The 17,624-nt window shown below is 44.6% G+C and carries 18 protein-coding genes; 2 read left to right on the forward strand and 16 right to left on the reverse strand.

Going from position 1 to position 17,624, the window contains the following annotated elements; genetic code table 11:
* Positions 1–81: 81 nt before the first annotated feature.
* The 3 genes from glpQ to yqiH form a co-directional block, all read right to left on the reverse strand.
* A complete protein-coding gene (glpQ, locus tag BSU_24180) occupies positions 82–813 on the reverse strand; it encodes a glycerophosphodiester phosphodiesterase (exolytic cleavage of individual teichoic acid monomer units) (RefSeq protein ID NP_390298.2) in 732 nt (243 codons plus the stop codon).
* A 78-nt stretch (positions 814–891) separates the two neighbouring features.
* Complete coding sequence (yqiI, locus tag BSU_24190; RefSeq protein ID NP_390299.2) at positions 892–1,512, reverse strand: N-acetylmuramoyl-L-alanine amidase; 621 nt, start codon at positions 1,510–1,512, stop codon at positions 892–894.
* Positions 1,513–1,526: 14 nt separating this feature from the next.
* Positions 1,527–1,820, reverse strand: coding sequence for a putative lipoprotein (gene yqiH, locus BSU_24200; protein ID NP_390300.2), 294 nt, complete (start codon positions 1,818–1,820; stop codon positions 1,527–1,529).
* Between the two features lie 307 nt (positions 1,821–2,127).
* Between yqiH and BSU_24205 the strand changes: the two genes are divergently transcribed.
* Positions 2,128–2,280 carry a hypothetical protein gene (locus BSU_24205; RefSeq protein ID YP_009513977.1) on the forward strand — a complete coding sequence of 51 codons (153 nt, stop codon included), beginning with the start codon at positions 2,128–2,130 and terminating at the stop codon, positions 2,278–2,280.
* Positions 2,281–2,352: 72 nt separating this feature from the next.
* Positions 2,353–3,471 carry a putative NADH-dependent flavin oxidoreductase gene (yqiG, locus tag BSU_24210; protein NP_390301.1) on the forward strand — a complete coding sequence of 373 codons (1,119 nt, stop codon included), beginning with the start codon at positions 2,353–2,355 and terminating at the stop codon, positions 3,469–3,471.
* Positions 3,472–3,935: 464 nt separating this feature from the next.
* On the opposite strand, the gene spo0A is transcribed toward yqiG, so the two are convergent.
* The 13 genes from spo0A to accC all read right to left on the reverse strand — a co-directional run bounded on the left by spo0A (position 3,936) and on the right by accC (position 17,619).
* Positions 3,936–4,739: a response regulator, phosphorylated in response to complex YlbF/YmcA/YaaT gene (gene spo0A / locus BSU_24220; protein NP_390302.1), complete on the reverse strand. Its 804-nt coding sequence runs from the start codon at positions 4,737–4,739 to the stop codon at positions 3,936–3,938.
* Between the two features lie 275 nt (positions 4,740–5,014).
* The gene (gene spoIVB / locus BSU_24230) at positions 5,015–6,295 is read right to left on the reverse strand and encodes a regulatory membrane-associated serine protease (RefSeq protein NP_390303.2); all 1,281 of its coding nucleotides are present in this window, start codon (positions 6,293–6,295) and stop codon (positions 5,015–5,017) included.
* 174 nt (positions 6,296–6,469) lie between these two features.
* Positions 6,470–8,200, reverse strand: a complete 1,731-nt coding sequence (recN, locus tag BSU_24240; RefSeq protein NP_390304.2) for a factor for double strand breaks DNA repair and genetic recombination — start codon at positions 8,198–8,200, stop codon at positions 6,470–6,472.
* Positions 8,201–8,236: 36 nt separating this feature from the next.
* Positions 8,237–8,686 (reverse strand): transcriptional regulator (AhrC(ArgR)-arginine), encoded by a 450-nt coding sequence (gene argR, locus BSU_24250; RefSeq protein ID NP_390305.1) that lies wholly within the window; start codon positions 8,684–8,686, stop codon positions 8,237–8,239.
* 97 nt (positions 8,687–8,783) lie between these two features.
* Positions 8,784–9,629 (reverse strand): putative 2'-O-ribose RNA methyltransferase, encoded by an 846-nt coding sequence (gene yqxC, locus BSU_24260; protein ID NP_390306.2) that lies wholly within the window; start codon positions 9,627–9,629, stop codon positions 8,784–8,786.
* Positions 9,626–11,527: a 1-deoxyxylulose-5-phosphate synthase gene (gene dxs, locus BSU_24270; protein ID NP_390307.1), complete on the reverse strand. Its 1,902-nt coding sequence runs from the start codon at positions 11,525–11,527 to the stop codon at positions 9,626–9,628. Before dxs ends, yqxC begins: the two co-directional genes overlap by 4 nt.
* Positions 11,528–11,701: 174 nt before the next feature.
* Positions 11,702–12,592, reverse strand: a complete 891-nt coding sequence (ispA, locus tag BSU_24280) for a farnesyl diphosphate synthase (RefSeq protein ID NP_390308.2) — start codon at positions 12,590–12,592, stop codon at positions 11,702–11,704.
* The gene (gene xseB / locus BSU_24290) at positions 12,582–12,836 is read right to left on the reverse strand and encodes an exodeoxyribonuclease VII (small subunit) (protein NP_390309.2); all 255 of its coding nucleotides are present in this window, start codon (positions 12,834–12,836) and stop codon (positions 12,582–12,584) included. Before xseB ends, ispA begins: the two co-directional genes overlap by 11 nt.
* Positions 12,833–14,179: an exodeoxyribonuclease VII (large subunit) gene (gene xseA, locus BSU_24300; protein NP_390310.2), complete on the reverse strand. Its 1,347-nt coding sequence runs from the start codon at positions 14,177–14,179 to the stop codon at positions 12,833–12,835. The genes xseB and xseA overlap by 4 nt, the downstream gene beginning before the upstream one ends.
* A gap of 137 nt (positions 14,180–14,316) precedes the next feature.
* Positions 14,317–15,168 carry a methylenetetrahydrofolate dehydrogenase; methenyltetrahydrofolate cyclohydrolase gene (gene folD, locus BSU_24310; protein ID NP_390311.1) on the reverse strand — a complete coding sequence of 284 codons (852 nt, stop codon included), beginning with the start codon at positions 15,166–15,168 and terminating at the stop codon, positions 14,317–14,319.
* Positions 15,169–15,179: 11 nt separating this feature from the next.
* On the reverse strand, positions 15,180–15,575 hold the full coding sequence (gene nusB, locus BSU_24320) for a transcription termination factor NusB (RefSeq protein NP_390312.2): 396 nt from the start codon (positions 15,573–15,575) through the stop codon (positions 15,180–15,182).
* 263 nt (positions 15,576–15,838) lie between these two features.
* The gene (yqhY, locus tag BSU_24330) at positions 15,839–16,246 is read right to left on the reverse strand and encodes an alkaline shock protein (RefSeq protein ID NP_390313.2); all 408 of its coding nucleotides are present in this window, start codon (positions 16,244–16,246) and stop codon (positions 15,839–15,841) included.
* A 20-nt stretch (positions 16,247–16,266) separates the two neighbouring features.
* Positions 16,267–17,619 carry an acetyl-CoA carboxylase subunit (biotin carboxylase subunit) gene (gene accC, locus BSU_24340; RefSeq protein ID NP_390314.2) on the reverse strand — a complete coding sequence of 451 codons (1,353 nt, stop codon included), beginning with the start codon at positions 17,617–17,619 and terminating at the stop codon, positions 16,267–16,269.
* Positions 17,620–17,624: the final 5 nt, after the last annotated feature.

Consider the following 17,624-nt stretch of genomic DNA (forward strand, 5'->3'; position numbering starts at 1 on the left):
TGTCTTCTATGAATGTATGCTTTGAAACGGGCATGAATGAATGAAAAAAGAAGGCTGCGTCAAACAGCCTCCTTCTAACAACTATTCATTTTTCAGCAATGCCGAAGCCTTTTCTGGAAAGTCGGTAAACATGCCGTCTGCTCCCGCTTCAATGAGACGCTTCATATCTTCCGGACGATTGACTGTATACGGCCTTACCTTAATCAAACCGTTCCTCATTTTCTTCAGTACTTCATCTGTGACCCCTGGGCTGTTTATCTTCGGGTGATAGCCGGAAGCCGGAATAGACGCGATATATCGATCTGCCTGATAAAGCACATCTGAAGTTAATACTGCCCGTTCGATATGCGGTGCAAGCCGGGCGCACAGCGCCAAGCTGTCATGATTAAACGTGGATAGGATGACTCTGTCCTCTACATTAAATCGCTTCACTGCCTCCAGCACTTTTTCTTCCATTCCCTCATAGCGGATCACGCTGTTTTTTAATTCAATGTTGATGAGAAAATCCTTTTTTACCGCCCACGAGAGCACATCTTCTAGCAGCGGCACTTTTATATCGCTGTACGCTTGATCGTGACCAGCGGCCGCATTCGCAGTCTTTACCTCATCATAGGCTGTATCCTTCACGAATCCTTTAAGTGATGTCGTGCGATTAAGTCTTTCATCATGAATTACAACAATGCGTCCGTCTTTCGTCAGCTGTACATCAAGCTCTATCCCATCCGCTCCGGCTTCAATTCCTTTTTCAAATGCAAGCATTGTATTTTCGGGAAATTGACCTGATGCCCCCCGGTGGGCAAAAATCTTTGTCATCGTTTCACCTCAAACCCTAAAGTTTTCTCCATTATACTTATTTTGTCGGCTCCACTCTAGGATTAAGGCTGTATCAATCTACTGATCATAATAAGAATCAATGCCATTGACAATCGCATCTGCGGCCTTTTGCTGGTATTCTTCACTTCCCAGCTTGTCCGCGTCAGAGCTGTTCGTGATAAACCCAAGCTCCGCCAACACACTTGGCATTTGTGAATATGTAATGACGTAAAAGTCTGATTCTTTCACGCCCCTGTCTCTCGTTTGTAAGGAAGAAACGAGCTGTGACTGAATATCGGATGCCAGACGCCGGCTGTTCTCCCCTTCATAATCAGATTGAAAATACGTTTCTGTTCCTGAAGCTGAAGCAACCCCTGAATTCACATGAATGCTGACAAAAAGGTCAGCCTGATTGGCACTTGCCTTAGCCACTCTTTCCTCCAAGGTCAGAAAATGATCGTCAGACCGGGATGCAACAGGATTGGCTCCCTCCTCTTTTAGTTTGTCTGTCACATGCTCTGAGACAGCCAAATTAATATCCTTTTCAAAGAGCCCGTTTCCGACCGCTCCACTGTCTTCACCGCCGTGTCCGGCATCAATATACACTGTTTTCCCTTCTATCGGCTCTGCTGCCTGTGCACAAGGCGCGAGCGTCAAAGCCAATCCGCACAGCGCCAAGCTCCTCCATAACATTCTCAACTTACTCCCTCCGGTCACGAGTTCTTTCGCAGCTGAATATCTTCCAGCTGTAAAGTTCCATTATCCTTCTTTGTATATTTCACCAGGACATGTGTCTGATCTGGCAGTGATTCACATTCATCACGTTTATCCTTCGGAACTTGTATCATGGTTTCTTCTCCATTAAGAGAAACCGCAATCGTATGAGGATCAGCCGAGCCAATGTATTTTCCCTCTTCGGTAAACCTCGGCACTGAGTCATCCGCACTTGCAACACTGCACCCCGAAAGAAAGAGCGCAGTAAACAGCAAAAGAACCGTTTGTTTCACATGACCACCTCTTCCTGATGTTTGGCTTTTATCTTTGACCAGAATGGAGAATTTGTAAAGACAACGCGAATGCAGGCGAGCAAGTTCCATGATTTTCAAAAGGGCTATACGACCCGATCATTTCCTGTTGTTAGAAAGATAACGAGCAGATTTGTCTATGAGGATGGCTCTAATTGAGGCGCCAATTAGAAAAAATTAGCGGAAAGAAGCAACTTTTTATTCATTTTAAAAAATTTGAGAATAGGGTGAGCAAATCGTTTGACGGGTGGGTCAGCCAAGCGTAACCTTTTAAAGGATATTTACTTTATTGAAAGAAGTTAAAGCCATGAAAAAATTCGTTCTGCTGCTGGCGGCAGCTGTCATCACATGCTCCATCGGCCACCAAATCAGTGGCGGCTACAAAGGCCCCGAAAAAGAGCGGCCAAAACATCACTCTGCACTCAAGATATTCAGTCGGTAAAGCAGATCAATTGCATTAATTTTTACATATAGGCTAGAATATGTGCGAATCCAAACGAAAGAAGATGATCAAATGAATCCTAAGTATAAGCCACTTTTTGAACCATTTACGTTTAAAAGCGGCGTTACAATCAACAACCGGATCGCAGTAGCACCGATGACTCATTACGCTTCTAATGAAGACGGTACAATATCTGAAGCGGAGCTCGACTACATCATCCCCCGTTCAAAAGAGATGGGAATGGTGATTACAGCCTGCGCAAATGTTACACCGGACGGAAAAGCATTCCCCGGGCAGCCGGCCATCCATGACGATTCCAACATTCCAGGTTTAAAAAAGTTAGCACAAGCCATTCAGGCACAAGGCGCTAAAGCTGTTGTACAAATTCATCACGGCGGTATTGAGTGCCCGTCTGAGCTCGTTCCTCAACAGGATGTTGTGGGGCCAAGTGACGTGTTTGATAACGGCAAACAAATTGCTCGCGCATTAACAGAAGAAGAAGTGGAAAACATTGTGAAGGCGTTTGGAGAAGCGACAAGACGCGCCATTGAAGCCGGCTTTGACGGTGTCGAAATTCACGGTGCAAACGGCTACTTAATTCAGCAGTTTTATTCTCCGAAAACCAACCAGCGCACGGATCGCTGGGGAGGAAGCGATGAAAAACGATTAGCCTTCCCGCTCGCTATTGTCGATGAAGTGAAAAAAGCCGCTTCAGAACATGCGAAGGGTGCATTCTTAGTCGGCTACCGCCTGTCTCCGGAAGAACCTGAGACACCGGGATTGACAATGACTGAAACTTATACGCTTGTTGATGCTTTAGGGGATAAAGAATTGGATTATCTTCATATCTCACTGATGGACGTGAACTCAAAAGCGCGCCGCGGTGCAGATCCGACTCGCACACGCATGGACTTATTGAATGAACGTGTCGGAAACAAAGTGCCGCTGATCGCCGTCGGTTCCATCCATTCCGCTGATGACGCGCTTGCCGTCATCGAAAACGGTATTCCACTGGTCGCTATGGGACGCGAAATTCTAGTTGACCCTAACTGGACGGTAAAAGTAAAAGAAGGCCGTGAAAAGCAAATCGAAACAGTGATCAAAGGCACAGATAAAGAAAAATATCATTTGCCTGAACCGCTATGGCAAGCAATTGTGAACACACAAGGCTGGGTGCCTTATAAAGATTAATGTGCAAAGACTGCCGAAACGATTCGGCAGTCTTTTTTCCCTTTATATAAATAGTTTGTGTACACATCTAAACAGCAAAAGAAAGAGCTCCCCACCAACTTCGAAAAGAAAATCCAGGAAAAACCCCTCACGCTTTCTTGCTTTTTTCTTTTTCATTCGTACGTCTCCTTTTTACATGAATACGCCTTACTTACGATTTTGCAGGAGAAAGGTTTCATTTTATAACGGACACATCTAGGGTCGATCATGCTTCGTGATCCTATAAGATGTATGAATGGACCAAGAGTGCAGGTAATACCGCCATTTGCTTTCCTTACTTTTCAAACCTATCCTTTACTATATGCGGATACTTAATATTCTTCTCCCATACTACAAATGTCCCCAAAACAAAACGCCTCCTATTTATCAGCGCAAACTAATAAATAAAAGACGTTTGATTTAATGACCACTTAATAAGCTCATGTTTAAGAAGCCTTATGCTCTAACCTCAGCTTATCCGCAACCATTGCAATGAATTCACTGTTGGTAGGTTTAGCTTTTGTCATGCTGACAGTATAACCAAACAACGAGGAAATGGAATCAATGTTTCCTCTGCTCCATGCCACTTCAATTGCATGGCGGATCGCTCTTTCTACACGGCTTGCGGTTGTGTTAAATTTTTTGGCGATGTCCGGATAGAGGACTTTTGTAATGCTGCCGAGCAATTCGATGTCATTGTATACCATTGAGATTGCTTCGCGCAGATAGAGATAGCCTTTAATATGGGCTGGGACGCCGATTTCATGGATAATGCTTGTGATGCTCGCGTCGAGATTTTTCTTCTTTGGTTCAGGCTGGCTGCTGCGTATAATACTGCTTTGCGATGATGGCGCACGATGCGTCACACTGCTGGCATTTCCGCTGACCTGGCGGATATGGCCGACAAGGTTTTCCATATCAAACGGTTTGAGAATAAAGTAGGACGCGCCTAAATCGACGGCCTTTTTCGTGACATCTTCCTGCCCAAAGGCTGTCAGCATAATGACATTCGGCTGTTTTTTCAGATCTGATTCCCTCAGCCTCTCTAAAACCGCAAGTCCGTCTAGATGCGGCATAATAATATCTAATACGAGCACATCGGGATCTTTTTCTTTAAACAGCGACAGGCATTCCTGTCCGTTATAAGCAACGCCGATCACTTCCATGTCTTCCTGTCCTTCTATATATTCACTTAACAGGCTTACCAGCTCTCGATTATCATCAGCAACACAAACTTTAATTTTCTCCACGTTTCTTCCTCCCCAAATGTAGTTAACAGGATTCACCCTTGCTACATGTTTACATTCGACAAAACCGCTATATACCCTCTAAAAAAATCATAATCACCAATATTAGTGGCATATCTTTGTTATTCTATGTTTTTCTCTGTTTTTCGACTAAAAATGAAATTTGACAAACAAGGAAACGTGAATTTGTCGAAAAATCTTCTTTTGTATATTTTACCGTATGTATTCTGAGAAGTGAAGAGGGATCAAAATAAAAAAACTGCCGGAAACTCCGGCAGTCAGCTTGCTTTTTCTTTTCCATAAATATCGATTCCTGCTTCTGACAGCATCCATTCAATATGAACACCGTAGCCGCTTGTCGGGTCATTTACAAATACATGGGTGACAGCACCGATCACTTTTCCATTTTGAATGATCGGGCTTCCGCTCATCCCCTGTACGATGCCTCCTGTTTCTTTCAACAGTCTTGGATCGGTAATTTTCAACACCATTCCTTTTGTCGCAGGGAATTTTTGCGGCGTTGTGCTGACGATTTCAATATCGAATTTTTCTACTTTGTCATCATCAATAACCGTTAAAATTTCAGCCGGCCCTTTTTTGACTTCGGTAGAAAACGCAACCGGCAATGCTTGATCTGATATGTTGTTTTGAATCGGCTGATGCAGTGTGCCGAAAATCCCAAACGGGCTGTTTCTGTTAATATCCCCGATCGTTTTGCGTTCTGAGGAAAATCGCGCCAGTTTTTCTCCCGGATTACCGCCTGTCCCTTTTTCAATTGATGTTACAGTGGATTTAACGATTTCTCCATTCTCCACTACAATTGGTTTCTTTGTGTCCATATCGGAAATCACGTGGCCAAGTGCTCCGTATTTTTTTGTTTTCGGTTCATAAAAGGTCATAGTGCCGATGCCAGCAGCAGAATCTCTGATATATAACCCGATTCTGTATTTGCCTTCTCCTTCATCCTTTTCTGGGATCAGCTTCGTTTTGATTTTCTGTTTATCACGTTTGATCAGTAAGTCTAAAGATTCACCAGTTTTCCCAGCCTTTTGAATAAATGGGGCTACATCATTCATTTTTTCAATTTTCTGTCCATTCATCTCAATAATGATGTCGCCCGCTTCAATTCCTGCCGTTTCTCCCGGAGATTTTTTGCCTTCACTTGTATTGATTTGATGAAATCCGACGACAAGAACACCGACGGAATGAAGTTTTACACCGATTGATTGTCCGCCAGGTATAACTTTTAAATCAGGAAGAACATGCACTTTTGTTTTTTTAATTGGAAATCCGGCAAGATCATATACCAATTCTGACTCACCTGATTTTTTGCCCGTCACCTTGATTTCATGCGGATCTTTCTTTACTGTAAACGCTTCTGAGGATTCTGATGTCTGAGCGTTTACCGATAAACTCGTTTCAATCGCTTGTGTTTGGGTTTCAAATACTCTCATTTGCGTTGGAATCAGTAAATATTCTTTTAGCGGTTTGCATAAACCTACACTTAATAACGAAACAAGGAGAATTAAACCTACTGCTTTTCTGATGTTATCGGGCATTCACTACTTCACTCTCCTCGCTCCTATCCCACACCTTCTTTATGACTTGCTGCTACATCATTTAATTTTGCCTTCTGACGGCTTATTTATAACTGTCATATGAAGAAAAACATTGGATATACTGATGAACGAATGGATGTGCACGAAAAAAATAAGCTGCGCTTCTCGCGCAGCTTACCCAGTTGTTTTGACTTGATCCGCTTGTTTTAAAAGTTCTTTCGCATGGCGTTTCGTTAAGTCGGTTACTTCGACACCTGCAATCATGCGCCCGATTTCCGCTACCTTTTCCTGCTTAGAGAGCGGCTTGACACGTGTCGTCGTTCTGCCGTCTTTTAACTCCTTCGCAATATAAAGATGCGTATCGGCCATGGCAGCCACCTGAGGCAGGTGTGTAATGCACAGCACTTGTGATCCTATTGACACCTTATGGATCTTCTCAGCAATTGCCTGTGCGACCCTGCCGCTTACACCGGTATCAACCTCGTCAAAAATGATCGATGTCACATCCTGTTGTGAGGAAAAAATGCTTTTTATGGCAAGCATCACCCGTGACAGCTCTCCACCTGAAGCGACTTTCGAAAGGGATTTCAGCGGCTCGCCTGTATTGGTTGAAATTAAAAACTTCACCAGGTCAATCCCTTGTTCAGTCAGCTGAACGGGCTGGCCGTTTACAAGCGGCGCCTCTTCATTGCGTGACGCTGTTCTGACCTTAAATTCCGTATCAAAAGTTGATTTTTCCATGTACAGGCTTTTTAATTCCCGATGAATCTCATCAGCCAGCTTTTTCGCCCATGTTTTTCGGATTTGTGACACATTTGCCGCTTCCACTGCGACATCTTTGCCGACGGAGTCAAGCTCCTTTTTCAAGCTTTGAAGGTGGCTGTCCCTGTTTTCAATTTGGTCAATCTCTTCTTCAATTTTAGAAGCATATTCCAAAATGTCTTCAACAGTGGCACCGTATTTTCGTTTCAGCTGTTTGATTTCATTAAGTCGCGTCTCAATATAGTTCAGGCGTTCCGGATCAAATTCAAGCTCATCCAGCATATTTCTCATCTGAAATGTGGCATCCTCAAGCAAATAGTAGGAGTTCGAAACACTTTCAGACATTTTTTTCAGCGGTTCGTTTATATCAGATATATCTTCAAGCTGCGCTGATGCCATTCCAACCCAGTCCAATCCGCCCTGCTCACTGCGAAGCGCGTTATATGCATTTTGCAGCGACTCATATATCTTCTCAAAGTTTGAAATTTGCTGGCGCTCTTCTTGGAGCTGTTCATCTTCGTTAAGCTCAAGCTTTGCCGATTCGATTTCTTCGAGCTGAAATTGAATAAGATCAAGACGATGGGCCATTTCCTGTTCGCTTTCAGAAAGCTGCTTAAGCTTTTTGAGCAGCTTCACATACCGCTGGTACCCTTCCTGATACGTTTTGAGCGCGCTTTCCACTTCGGCCCCGGCAAACTTGTCCAAAAGCTGGAGATGATTTTCGTCTTCCATTAACAGCTGGTTATCGTGCTGCCCGTGAATATCTAATAAAAGCCTGCCGATCTCTCTTAGTGAAGCAATCGTGACAAGCTTGCCATTGACACGGCAAACGCTTTTCCCGCTCGTGCTGATATCCCTTCTCATGACGATCATTTCGTCTGAAACGTCGATTCCCTGCTCAGCGCATACGCCTAAAACAGGATGGCCGCTCTCCAACAGAAACAGCCCTTCAAGTTCGGCTTTTGCTTCCCCATATCTAACAAATTCAGATGATCCGCGGCCTCCGACTAAAAGAGAAATGGCATCTATGATGATGGATTTGCCGGCTCCGGTTTCTCCTGTTAAAACCGTAAGCCCGCGTTCAAAAGAAACCGTCAGTTCCTCAATAATGGCAAAGTTTTTAATCGATAGTTCAGCTAACAAACAGCATTACACCTCTTATCTTTGTTAGATTTTCTGTTACAGCAGTTCAAGGAGCCTGTTTTTTACGCCTTCTGTATCTTCAGGAGTCCGGCAAATAATTAAAATCGTATCATCTCCGCAAATGGTCCCCATCATTTCATCCCAGTCCAAATTGTCCATCAGCGCCCCGATTGCCTGGGCATTGCCCGGCATCGTTTTCAGCACAATCATATGGCTTGCTGAGTCTATTTTCACAAATGCGTCCATCAATGCCCGCTTTAGCTTTGACAGCGGATTGAAACGCTGGTCCGCCGGAAGACTGTATTTGTAAGAACCATTATTTGTAGGCACTTTTACAAGGTGAAGTTCTTTAATATCCCGTGATACCGTGGCCTGCGTTACTTTGTATCCATCCTGCTTTAGCATGTCGACCAATTCATCCTGCGTTTCGATTTCATTGCTTGTAATGATCTCTCTGATTTTAATATGCCTCTGGCCTTTGTTCATGTAAGCACCTCTATTTCCAAGCTTATCTGTTCTTTTATGTTATATGATTCTCTGCACATTGTACATGAATGCAGAAAAAAGGAATAATAGCGCCCTATTATTCCGGTACATCTGCTTTTTTTTCTTTTAACGTCTTATGTGCTTCTTCTACAACGCGCATGATCTCTTCTTCCGGCAGTTCCTGGCCTTCCTGTCCCTCTCCCGGCCAATGCAAATGAAGGAGAAACTCAATATTTCCGTCTCCTCCCGTGATTGGAGAAAATGACAAGCCTTTACAGATATAGCCTTCAGCGGCAGAAAAACTGATCATTCGCTTGAGCACATCAGCATGCACTTTAGGATCTCTAACAATCCCTTTTTTGCCGACGGATTCCCGTCCCGCTTCAAACTGAGGCTTAACTAAAGCCATGCAGTCGCTGCCCGGTACGAGCAAAGTCCTTAGGACAGGCAGGATGAGCCGCAGTGAAATAAAGGACACATCAATTGTGGCAAACTCCGGCATGCCCTTTGTAAAGTCTGCCGGTGTTGCATAACGAAAGTTCGTCCGTTCCATCACGACGACCCGTTCATCCTGTCTAAGCTTCCATGCAAGCTGATTATAGCCTACATCCACAGCGTATGACTGTTTAGCTCCATTTTGCAAAGCGCAGTCCGTAAAACCGCCGGTGGAGGAGCCAATATCAATCATAATTTTATCTTTGACAGAGACGGGAAATTCCTTCAACGCTTTTTCGAGCTTTAAGCCGCCCCTGCTCACATACCTCAGCGGGTTTCCTTTGACAGTTAACGGAAGGTCGCGGTCAATTTTTTCTCCAGGCTTGTCCAAGCGGTTTTCGTTTGAATAGACGATCCCCGCCATAATGGCTCTTTTGGCTTTTTCACGCGTTTCCGCCAGCCCTCTTTCCACTAATAATACATCTAATCGTTCTTTCTTTGACGTCATGATCCAATTCCTTTGTGTGTCTTTGGTGGCATCAGTAATCTAATACGATTTGCCACCTGCTGTTTTGTCAGTCCAATTTCCTCAAGAAGCGCTGTTACACTTCCGTGTTCAATAAACCGATCAGGTATACCCATTCTGTCAATCGGAGTATGATATTCACCTTGATCATGAGCGAATTCTAAAATCGAGCTTCCGAAACCGCCTTCTAAGACCGCTTCTTCAATTGTTAAAATTGGCAAGCCTTCTTTTAGGATACTCTTCATCATCTTTTCATCAATCGGCTTAATAAAACGCGCATTCACAACGCGCACGGAAAGGCCTTCTTTCTGCAGCTCTTCGGCTGCTTCAATCGCCATTTCGATTGTTGTGCCGAATGTTAAGATGACAGCATCGTTCCCTGGACGCAGCACCTCCCACGTACCGATCGGAATCGTTTTCAACTGTTCATCCATTTTTACGCCGAGTCCGTTTCCGCGCGGAAAACGCATTGCTATCGGGCCTTCGTCATAGCTAAGTGCTGTATGAACCATGTGCTGGCCTTCATTTTCGTCTTTCGGCATCATTAAGACCATGTTTGGAATGTGGCGCATAAACGCAATATCAAACACGCCTTGATGTGTCTCTCCATCAGCGCCAACGAGTCCAGCACGGTCAATTCCAATAAACACATTAGCGTTTTGGCGGCAGATGTCATGAACAACTTGGTCATATGCCCTTTGCAGGAAGGTTGAGTAAATCGCCAAAAACGGCTTCATACCCTGCATTGCCATAGCTGCAGCCATTGTTGCGGCATGCTGTTCTGCGATTCCTACGTCGAACATCCGGTCAGGGAATTCCTTTGCGAAGCCTTCAAGCTTTGAACCGACAGGCATAGCCGGCGTAATGGCTACAATGCGTCCGTCCTCGCGCGCCATTCGCTGCACAGTTCCGCTGACAAGACCGCTCCACGAAGGAGCTGCGGCTTTCGGCTTTACAAAGTCACCGGTATTAATTTTATATGGTCCGGTACCATGCCATGTCCCAATCGTATCGGTCTCAGCCGGTTTGTACCCCTTCCCTTTTTTCGTAATGACGTGCAGAAGAACAGGGCCTTTCGTTTTTTTGGCGTATTGAAGATTCTCAATCAGCTCATGATAAGAATGTCCGTCCACTGGGCCCAAATACGTAAAACCGAGCTCCTCGAAAAACATTCCGGAGACGAGCATGTATTTCAGGCTGTCTTTGACCCGTTCCGCCGTGGCGGCAAGCTTGCCCCCAACTGCCGGAATCTTTTTAAATAAGTATTCAAGCTCATCTTTGACCCACTGGTATTTCCCCGCAGTGCGGAGCCGTCCGAGCATAGAGTGAATGGCACCGACGTTTGGCGCAATACTCATTTCATTATCATTAAGGATGACAATCATGTCTTTTTTCTCGTCGCCGATGTGGTTAAGGGCTTCGAGCGCCATACCGCCGGTCAGCGCGCCGTCACCAATGATCGGAATAATATATTCATCCGTTCCTTTAATATCACGGGCAGCTGCCATTCCCATCGCGCCTGACAGAGAAGTCGAGCTGTGCCCGGTTTCCCAAACATCGTGCTCGCTTTCACTCCGCTTTGGAAATCCGCAAAGCCCTTTGTACTGGCGAAGCGTCGCAAATTCTTTTCCGCGTCCTGTCAGCAGCTTATGGACATACGACTGATGGCCTACATCCCATAAAAATTTGTCTTTCGGGCTGTTAAATTCCTTATGCAGGGCAACAGTAAGCTCTACGACACCTAAGTTTGGGCCGATGTGGCCGCCGGAAGCGGATAAACTTGTAATTAAAAACTGACGGATTTCATCACTTAATTTCTCTAATTCATCAATGGACATGTTTTTTAAAAACGACGGGTCCTGTATTGATAAAAGATCCAAAGCGGATCAACTCACTTTCAGCATGAATTTCTGCAATGATACATGTCTTTTGCATGCCGAGCTGACAATAATCTCAGACATAAAAAAAGACAAACGCGCTTTTCCTTTTCATTTTTCATATAAACTGCTTACATTTTACCATACCTCGTGCAGCCGCTTCAAATTAGGATCGTTTTAGTGATCTCTTGCCGCAATTAAATCACAAAGCTCATATAAAAGGTCTTTTTGAAGAGAGAGTCCGCCGATCAATCGCTTCGCCTCTTTTATATGAACATCCAATTTATGTTTGGCCCCTTCCAATGAAAGAAGCGACGGGTATGTCGATTTGTCATTTGTGGTATCCGAGCCGACACGTTTGCCGATTTTCTCTTCACTGCCTTCTAAATCTAAAATATCGTCTCTGATTTGAAATCCGATTCCAATGTGGCTGCTGAAGGTACGCAGTGTTTCAATGTCTTCCTCAGGCGCATCAGCCAAAATAGCACCGGCGATTACACAAAAGCCAAGGAGCTTGGCAGTTTTCCGTTCATGAATGGATTCGAGCTCTTCAAGCGTGACTTGTCGGTTTTCCGCTTCCATATCAGCTACTTGCCCACCGACCATGCCTTCGGTGCCTGCCGCTGAAATCAGTTCATTCACAAGCCGCAGGCGCTTTTCTGCTGACACCTCGTCTGACACGTGGGAGGTAATCAGCTTAAAGCTTTCTGTGAGCAGCCCGTCACCCGCTAATACTGCCGTCGCTTCACCAAACACTTTATGGTTTGTCGGCTTCCCGCGGCGCAAATCGTCATCATCCATGCATGGAAGATCATCATGAATTAACGAATACGTGTGAATCATTTCGACAGCACAGCCCACCGGAATGCCGTCTTTTTCGCTTTTTCCATATGCATTTAAAACAGCCAGTACAATCAGAGGCCGCAACCGCTTTCCGCCGGCCTGTAGAGAATATAGCATAGATTTCTTTAATGAGTCCGGCATATCAAGCTTTTCTGTATAGACAGAAAGCTGATTTTCAATTGTTTTTTTCCGGTCCGCCAGAAAGCTCGTTAATTTATTTGTCACCTTCGTCTTCCTCCTGAACACTGAAAGGTGCCAGTTCGCCGTCTTCTTTTAAAATGAAGTCCATTTGCTTTTCGACTTTTTGCAGCTTTTCATGGCACATTTTTGACAGAGCCATGCCTTCTTGGAAATAGTTAATGGCTTGCTCTAGAGGCACATCTCCCTCTTCAAGCTTTGATACAATGCTCTCAAGCCCTTTCATCGCTTCTTCAAATGTCATGTTTTCATTTTTTTTCACGTCTGTCATTTTTCTTCCCCTCTCTTTTCTAATACTTCACAGGTCAGCACGCCATCCTTCAGCTTGATTTCAAGCCGGTCCTGCTCTTCTATTTGACTGACACTTTTAATGAGTTTATCTTCTTTATAAGCCAAGCTGTATCCTCTTTCCATCACTTGAAGAGGACTTAGTGCATTCAGCTTGCCAAGAACGGTTTGAAATTGGGAATGCAGCTGCTTCATTTGGATATTCATATTTTTTCTCAGCTGATTTGTTTGTTCCTGGTATCGTGTTCTCGCTTGTTTCAGCTGTTCATGAGGATGCAATGCCTCTAATCTGTACGTTTCACGCTCCAGCTGTCTGCTTTTCCGATCTAAAAGAGCGGTCAGCTGTGCTTGAAACTGCTGGTACGCGAGGTCAAACTGCTGCTCTTTTTGCGCATACAAACGCTTTGGAAAACGAAAGGCATAGGACGATTGCAGCGTTTGTATCCGTTCTTTTTTCTGGCCGAGATGCTGCTGCATTGCTCTTGTCATTCTGACTTCCGCTGTTTTTGTCCGTTCGATTAAATCAGTGGTATGAGGCACAGCAATCTCAGCTGCTCCTGTCGGCGTCGCAGCTCTGATATCGGCGACAAAATCACTAATCGTAAAATCCGTCTCATGTCCGACTGCCGATATAATCGGAATATTGGAAGCAAAGATGGCGCGTGCTACAATTTCTTCATTGAATGCCCACAGTTCTTCTATCGAACCGCCGCCTCTCCCGACAATTAATACGTCGCAAATCTCTTTTTCATTTGCCTCTTCAATGCGCGTAACGATGGATCTGCTCGCATTTTCACCTTGTACGAGCGCTGGAAGAACAATGACTTTTACAAGGGGATATCTTCTTTTTAGAGTTGTAATAACGTCTCTGACAGCGGCACCCGTTGGAGATGTCACAACCCCGATTGTGGCTGGAAATGCGGGGATTTGTTTTTTGTAGCGGTCGTCAAATAAACCTTCTCCGGCAAGCTTCTTTTTTAATTCTTCGTACGCTAAATAAAGCGCTCCAACCCCGTCAGGCTGCATTTCTTTGGCATATAATTGATAGTTTCCGCTCGGTTCATATACGGAAATTCCGCCTCTGACCAGCACTTTCATTCCGTTTTCAGGTTTAAAAGGCAGACGCTCGCTTTGTCTCGCGAACATCACCGACTGCATTCTTGCGTTTTCGTCTTTTAAAGTGAAATAAATATGCCCTCGTGTGTGTATCTTTACATTCGACAATTCGCCTTTAATCCAAATATTTTCAAGGTGAGGATCTACATCGAATTTTCGTTTTATATACTTTGTCAGCGCTGAGACGGTCACATACGCTGCTTCACCCATGTCTAAAAACTCCTCTCCTAAGCATTCCTGCACCATAACTAAAGAAAACCCGCCCTGGCTTTAGGAGCCTGAAGAAGCGGGTATCGTGCTCATATTCAAGGCGGGTAAACATTTCGCCTGTGAATATCTCCAATTATCTATGATAACGTACGTTTCGCAGATTTAACAGTATTATGCGCAAGCATCGTGATGGTCATCGGACCTACTCCGCCCGGAACCGGCGTTATGAAGGACGCTTTTTCCTTTGCCCCTTCAAATTCAACGTCTCCGCAAAGCTTTCCGTTTTCCAGACGGTTAACGCCGACGTCAATGACAACAGCGCCCTCTTTGATCTGGTCTGCACTGATGAAGTTGGCTCTGCCGACTGCCACCACCAGGATGTCCGCTTTTTTCGTATGTTCAGTAATATTTTCTGTTCTTGAATGACAGTAAGTAACCGTCGCGTTTTCATTTAATAAAAGCTGGCCGACAGGTTTGCCGACAATGTTGCTTCGGCCGACTACAACAACCTCTTTACCGGAAAGGTCAATATTGGTTTTCTTCAAAAGCTCAACAATTCCATGAGGCGTGCAAGGAAGAAACGTATCTTCGCCAAGCAGCATTTTCCCTACGTTTAACGGATGAAAACCGTCTACATCTTTATCAGGGGAGATACGTTCGATCACCGCTTTTTCAGAAATATGGTCTGGGAGCGGAAGCTGAACGAGAATGCCATGAAACTCAGGGTCTTGGTTATATTGATCAATAATGGAAAGCAGTTCAGCTTCTGTGAGGCTGCTGTCAAATTGATCGAGCTTGAAATTCATTCCCATTGTTTCTGCCGCTTTTTTCTTTCCTCGCACGTAAGAGTGAGAAGCAGGATCATCTCCAATCAAAATAACCGCCAGTCCGGGAGTGACGCCTTGCTTTTTAAGCTCTTCTACCTCTTTTGCCAATTGTTCGCGTTTTTCTCTAGCCGTTTCTTTTCCGTCGATGATTGTTGCAGTCATTTTCTTTCCTCCTATGATTGTTCAATATCAGATTTAATGTTAGAAAGAACCCCGTTTACAAACTTTGTCGCTTTGTCATCACCAAACCGTTTTGCCAGCTCAATCGCTTCGTTCATGGAGACATTCACCGGAATGTCTTCGGCATATGCCATTTCATATGCTGCCAGGCGCAAAATCGCACGGTCAACATTGGCAATCCGATCGAGCTTCCAATTCACCAGATGCTTGGAGATCATTTCATCCAGCTGGTCTTGGTGTTCCAATACCCCGTGTACAAGCTGTTCAAAGAAAGGATCTGTTTTTTCTTCATCCAGTGCGTGTTCTATGGCTTCATTCACTGCAATATCGCTGACATCAATTTGAAATAGTGCCTGCAAAGCTTTTTCTCTTGCTGTTCTTCTTTTCATTTTCTTTCTCCTTTGATCCTCTTTATCCGCTTGTCGTTAAGCCACAAAGAGATCATAACATATTTTTTTCGTATCCGCATATTGAAATCAAGGTTTTTTTACCCTATTACCGAATATTTTCACACACCTTAATATGATTATTCGGATTTCACGTTCATGAAGAAACTCGGCTATGTAAGCCGGCTTTCTTCATGCTTTGAAATAAAGGGTAACGTGTAAAAAAACCAAAGGGCCGCCCTCCCCTTGGTTTCGTGTTAAGCCATTTACATTTCTTCGTCGATTTGGACTTCTTGGGCTTTTGTGTCAAATTGAATGCCGACGATGTGAATATTGATCTCGTTAATCGAAAGAGACGTCATATTTAATAAGGTTTGACGAATGTTTTCCTGAACGGATGCTGCAACTTTCGGAATCGAAACGCCAAATGTAACGACACAGTATACATCGATCGTAATTCCGTCATCCGCCAGGTCGACTTTGACACCTTTGCCATGATTCACTTTGCCAAAGCGCTCAACGACGCCTGTCGCAAAGTTTCCGCGCATTTCGGCAACTCCATCAACTTCTGATGCTGCAATGCCGGCAATGACCTCAATGACCTCCGGTGCAATCTCAACCTTACCCAAATGCGTATCTTCGTGATCCATTTTAAGCAAGCTGTTGTCTTTCATTCAATTCACCTCCGTAAAAATTATGAGCCCATTACATCATATGTTTCTAAAAATTTCGTATTAAACTCTCCGCTCACAAATGTTTCGTGTTCAAGCAGTTTTAAATGGAAAGGGATTGTTGTCTCAATGCCTTCGATGACGAATTCGCTCAATGCGCGCTTCATGCGGGCAATCGCTTCATCTCTCGTTTTTCCGTATGTGATTACCTTTGCAATCATGCTGTCATAGTACGGTGGGATGGAATAGCCAGGGTACGCAGCTGAATCGACACGGACACCAAGACCGCCAGGAGGCAGGTACATTTTAATTTCACCAGGTGACGGCATGAAATTTTTGCTTGGGTTTTCTGCGTTGATTCGGCATTCGATGGCCCAGCCTTCAAATTCAACATCTTCTTGCTTGAGGCTCAGTTCCATTCCTGAAGCCACTTTGATTTGTTCCTTGATCAGGTCAGTTCCCGTCACCATTTCTGTGACTGGGTGCTCCACCTGGATTCTCGTGTTCATTTCCATGAAGTAATAGCGCTGTTCATTGTAGTCATAGATAAATTCAACTGTTCCAGCACCTGTATAGCCAACCGCTTTGGCAGCCTTTACCGCTGCATCTCCCATTTGCTCCCTGATTTCTGAATCAAGGGCAGGAGATGGTGATTCTTCCAAAAGCTTTTGCAGGCGTCTTTGGATCGAGCAGTCGCGTTCGCCCAAATGGATCGTATTTCCGTAGTTATCAGCAAGCACTTGGATCTCAACGTGGCGAAAATCTTCTATGTATTTTTCGATGTATACACCTGGATTCCCAAATGCAGTTGCCGCTTCCTGCTGTGTAATCTTAATGCCATTAATCAGTTCCTCTTCAGTGCGGGCAACCCTAATTCCTTTTCCGCCTCCGCCTGCGGTGGCTTTTATAATTACAGGATACCCAATTTCATTAGCAAGCGAAACCGCTTCTTCCACATTTTCTATAATTCCCTGTGAACCCGGTACGATTGGCACGCCGGCCTGTTTCATCGTTTCCCGCGCAACGTCTTTTGTTCCCATTTTTGAAATGGCGTCAGCGCTCGGGCCGACAAACGTGACATTCACTTCTTCACATAATTCAGCGAAATCAGCATTTTCAGCTAAAAATCCGTATCCCGGATGAATGGCGTCCGTGCCAGTCAGCTTTGCAACACTCACAATATTTGTAACGTTTAAATAGCTGTCTTTTGATGCTTTCGGTCCGATACAAAAAGCTTCATCGGCCATTTGAACATGAAGGGCATCTTTATCAGCTTCTGAATAAACAGCGACAGTCTCAATTCCGAGCTCTCTGCAGGCTCTGATGATTCTGACAGCAATTTCTCCTCTGTTGGCGATCAATAGCTTTTTAATCATGTTCA

Origin of the sequence: Bacillus subtilis subsp. subtilis str. 168, assembly GCF_000009045.1 — a bacterium.
GTDB classification, from domain to species: Bacteria; Bacillota; Bacilli; order Bacillales; family Bacillaceae; genus Bacillus; species Bacillus subtilis.

What these genes read in the sequence shown, in the direction of transcription:
- accC (NP_390314.2), bottom strand. Translation starts at nt 17,619, where the DNA reads ATGATTAAAAAGCTATTGATCGCCAACAGAGGAGAAATTGCTGTCAGA.
- yqiG (NP_390301.1), top strand. Translation starts at nt 2,353, where the DNA reads ATGAATCCTAAGTATAAGCCACTTTTTGAACCATTTACGTTTAAAAGC.
- glpQ (NP_390298.2), bottom strand. Translation starts at nt 813, where the DNA reads ATGACAAAGATTTTTGCCCACCGGGGGGCATCAGGTCAATTTCCCGAA.
- xseA (NP_390310.2), bottom strand. Translation starts at nt 14,179, where the DNA reads ATGGGTGAAGCAGCGTATGTGACCGTCTCAGCGCTGACAAAGTATATA.
- spoIVB (NP_390303.2), bottom strand. Translation starts at nt 6,295, where the DNA reads ATGCCCGATAACATCAGAAAAGCAGTAGGTTTAATTCTCCTTGTTTCG.
- folD (NP_390311.1), bottom strand. Translation starts at nt 15,168, where the DNA reads ATGACTGCAACAATCATCGACGGAAAAGAAACGGCTAGAGAAAAACGC.
- xseB (NP_390309.2), bottom strand. Translation starts at nt 12,836, where the DNA reads ATGACAGACGTGAAAAAAAATGAAAACATGACATTTGAAGAAGCGATG.
- argR (NP_390305.1), bottom strand. Translation starts at nt 8,686, where the DNA reads ATGAACAAAGGCCAGAGGCATATTAAAATCAGAGAGATCATTACAAGC.
- nusB (NP_390312.2), bottom strand. Translation starts at nt 15,575, where the DNA reads ATGAAAAGAAGAACAGCAAGAGAAAAAGCTTTGCAGGCACTATTTCAA.
- yqhY (NP_390313.2), bottom strand. Translation starts at nt 16,246, where the DNA reads ATGAAAGACAACAGCTTGCTTAAAATGGATCACGAAGATACGCATTTG.
- yqxC (NP_390306.2), bottom strand. Translation starts at nt 9,629, where the DNA reads ATGACGTCAAAGAAAGAACGATTAGATGTATTATTAGTGGAAAGAGGG.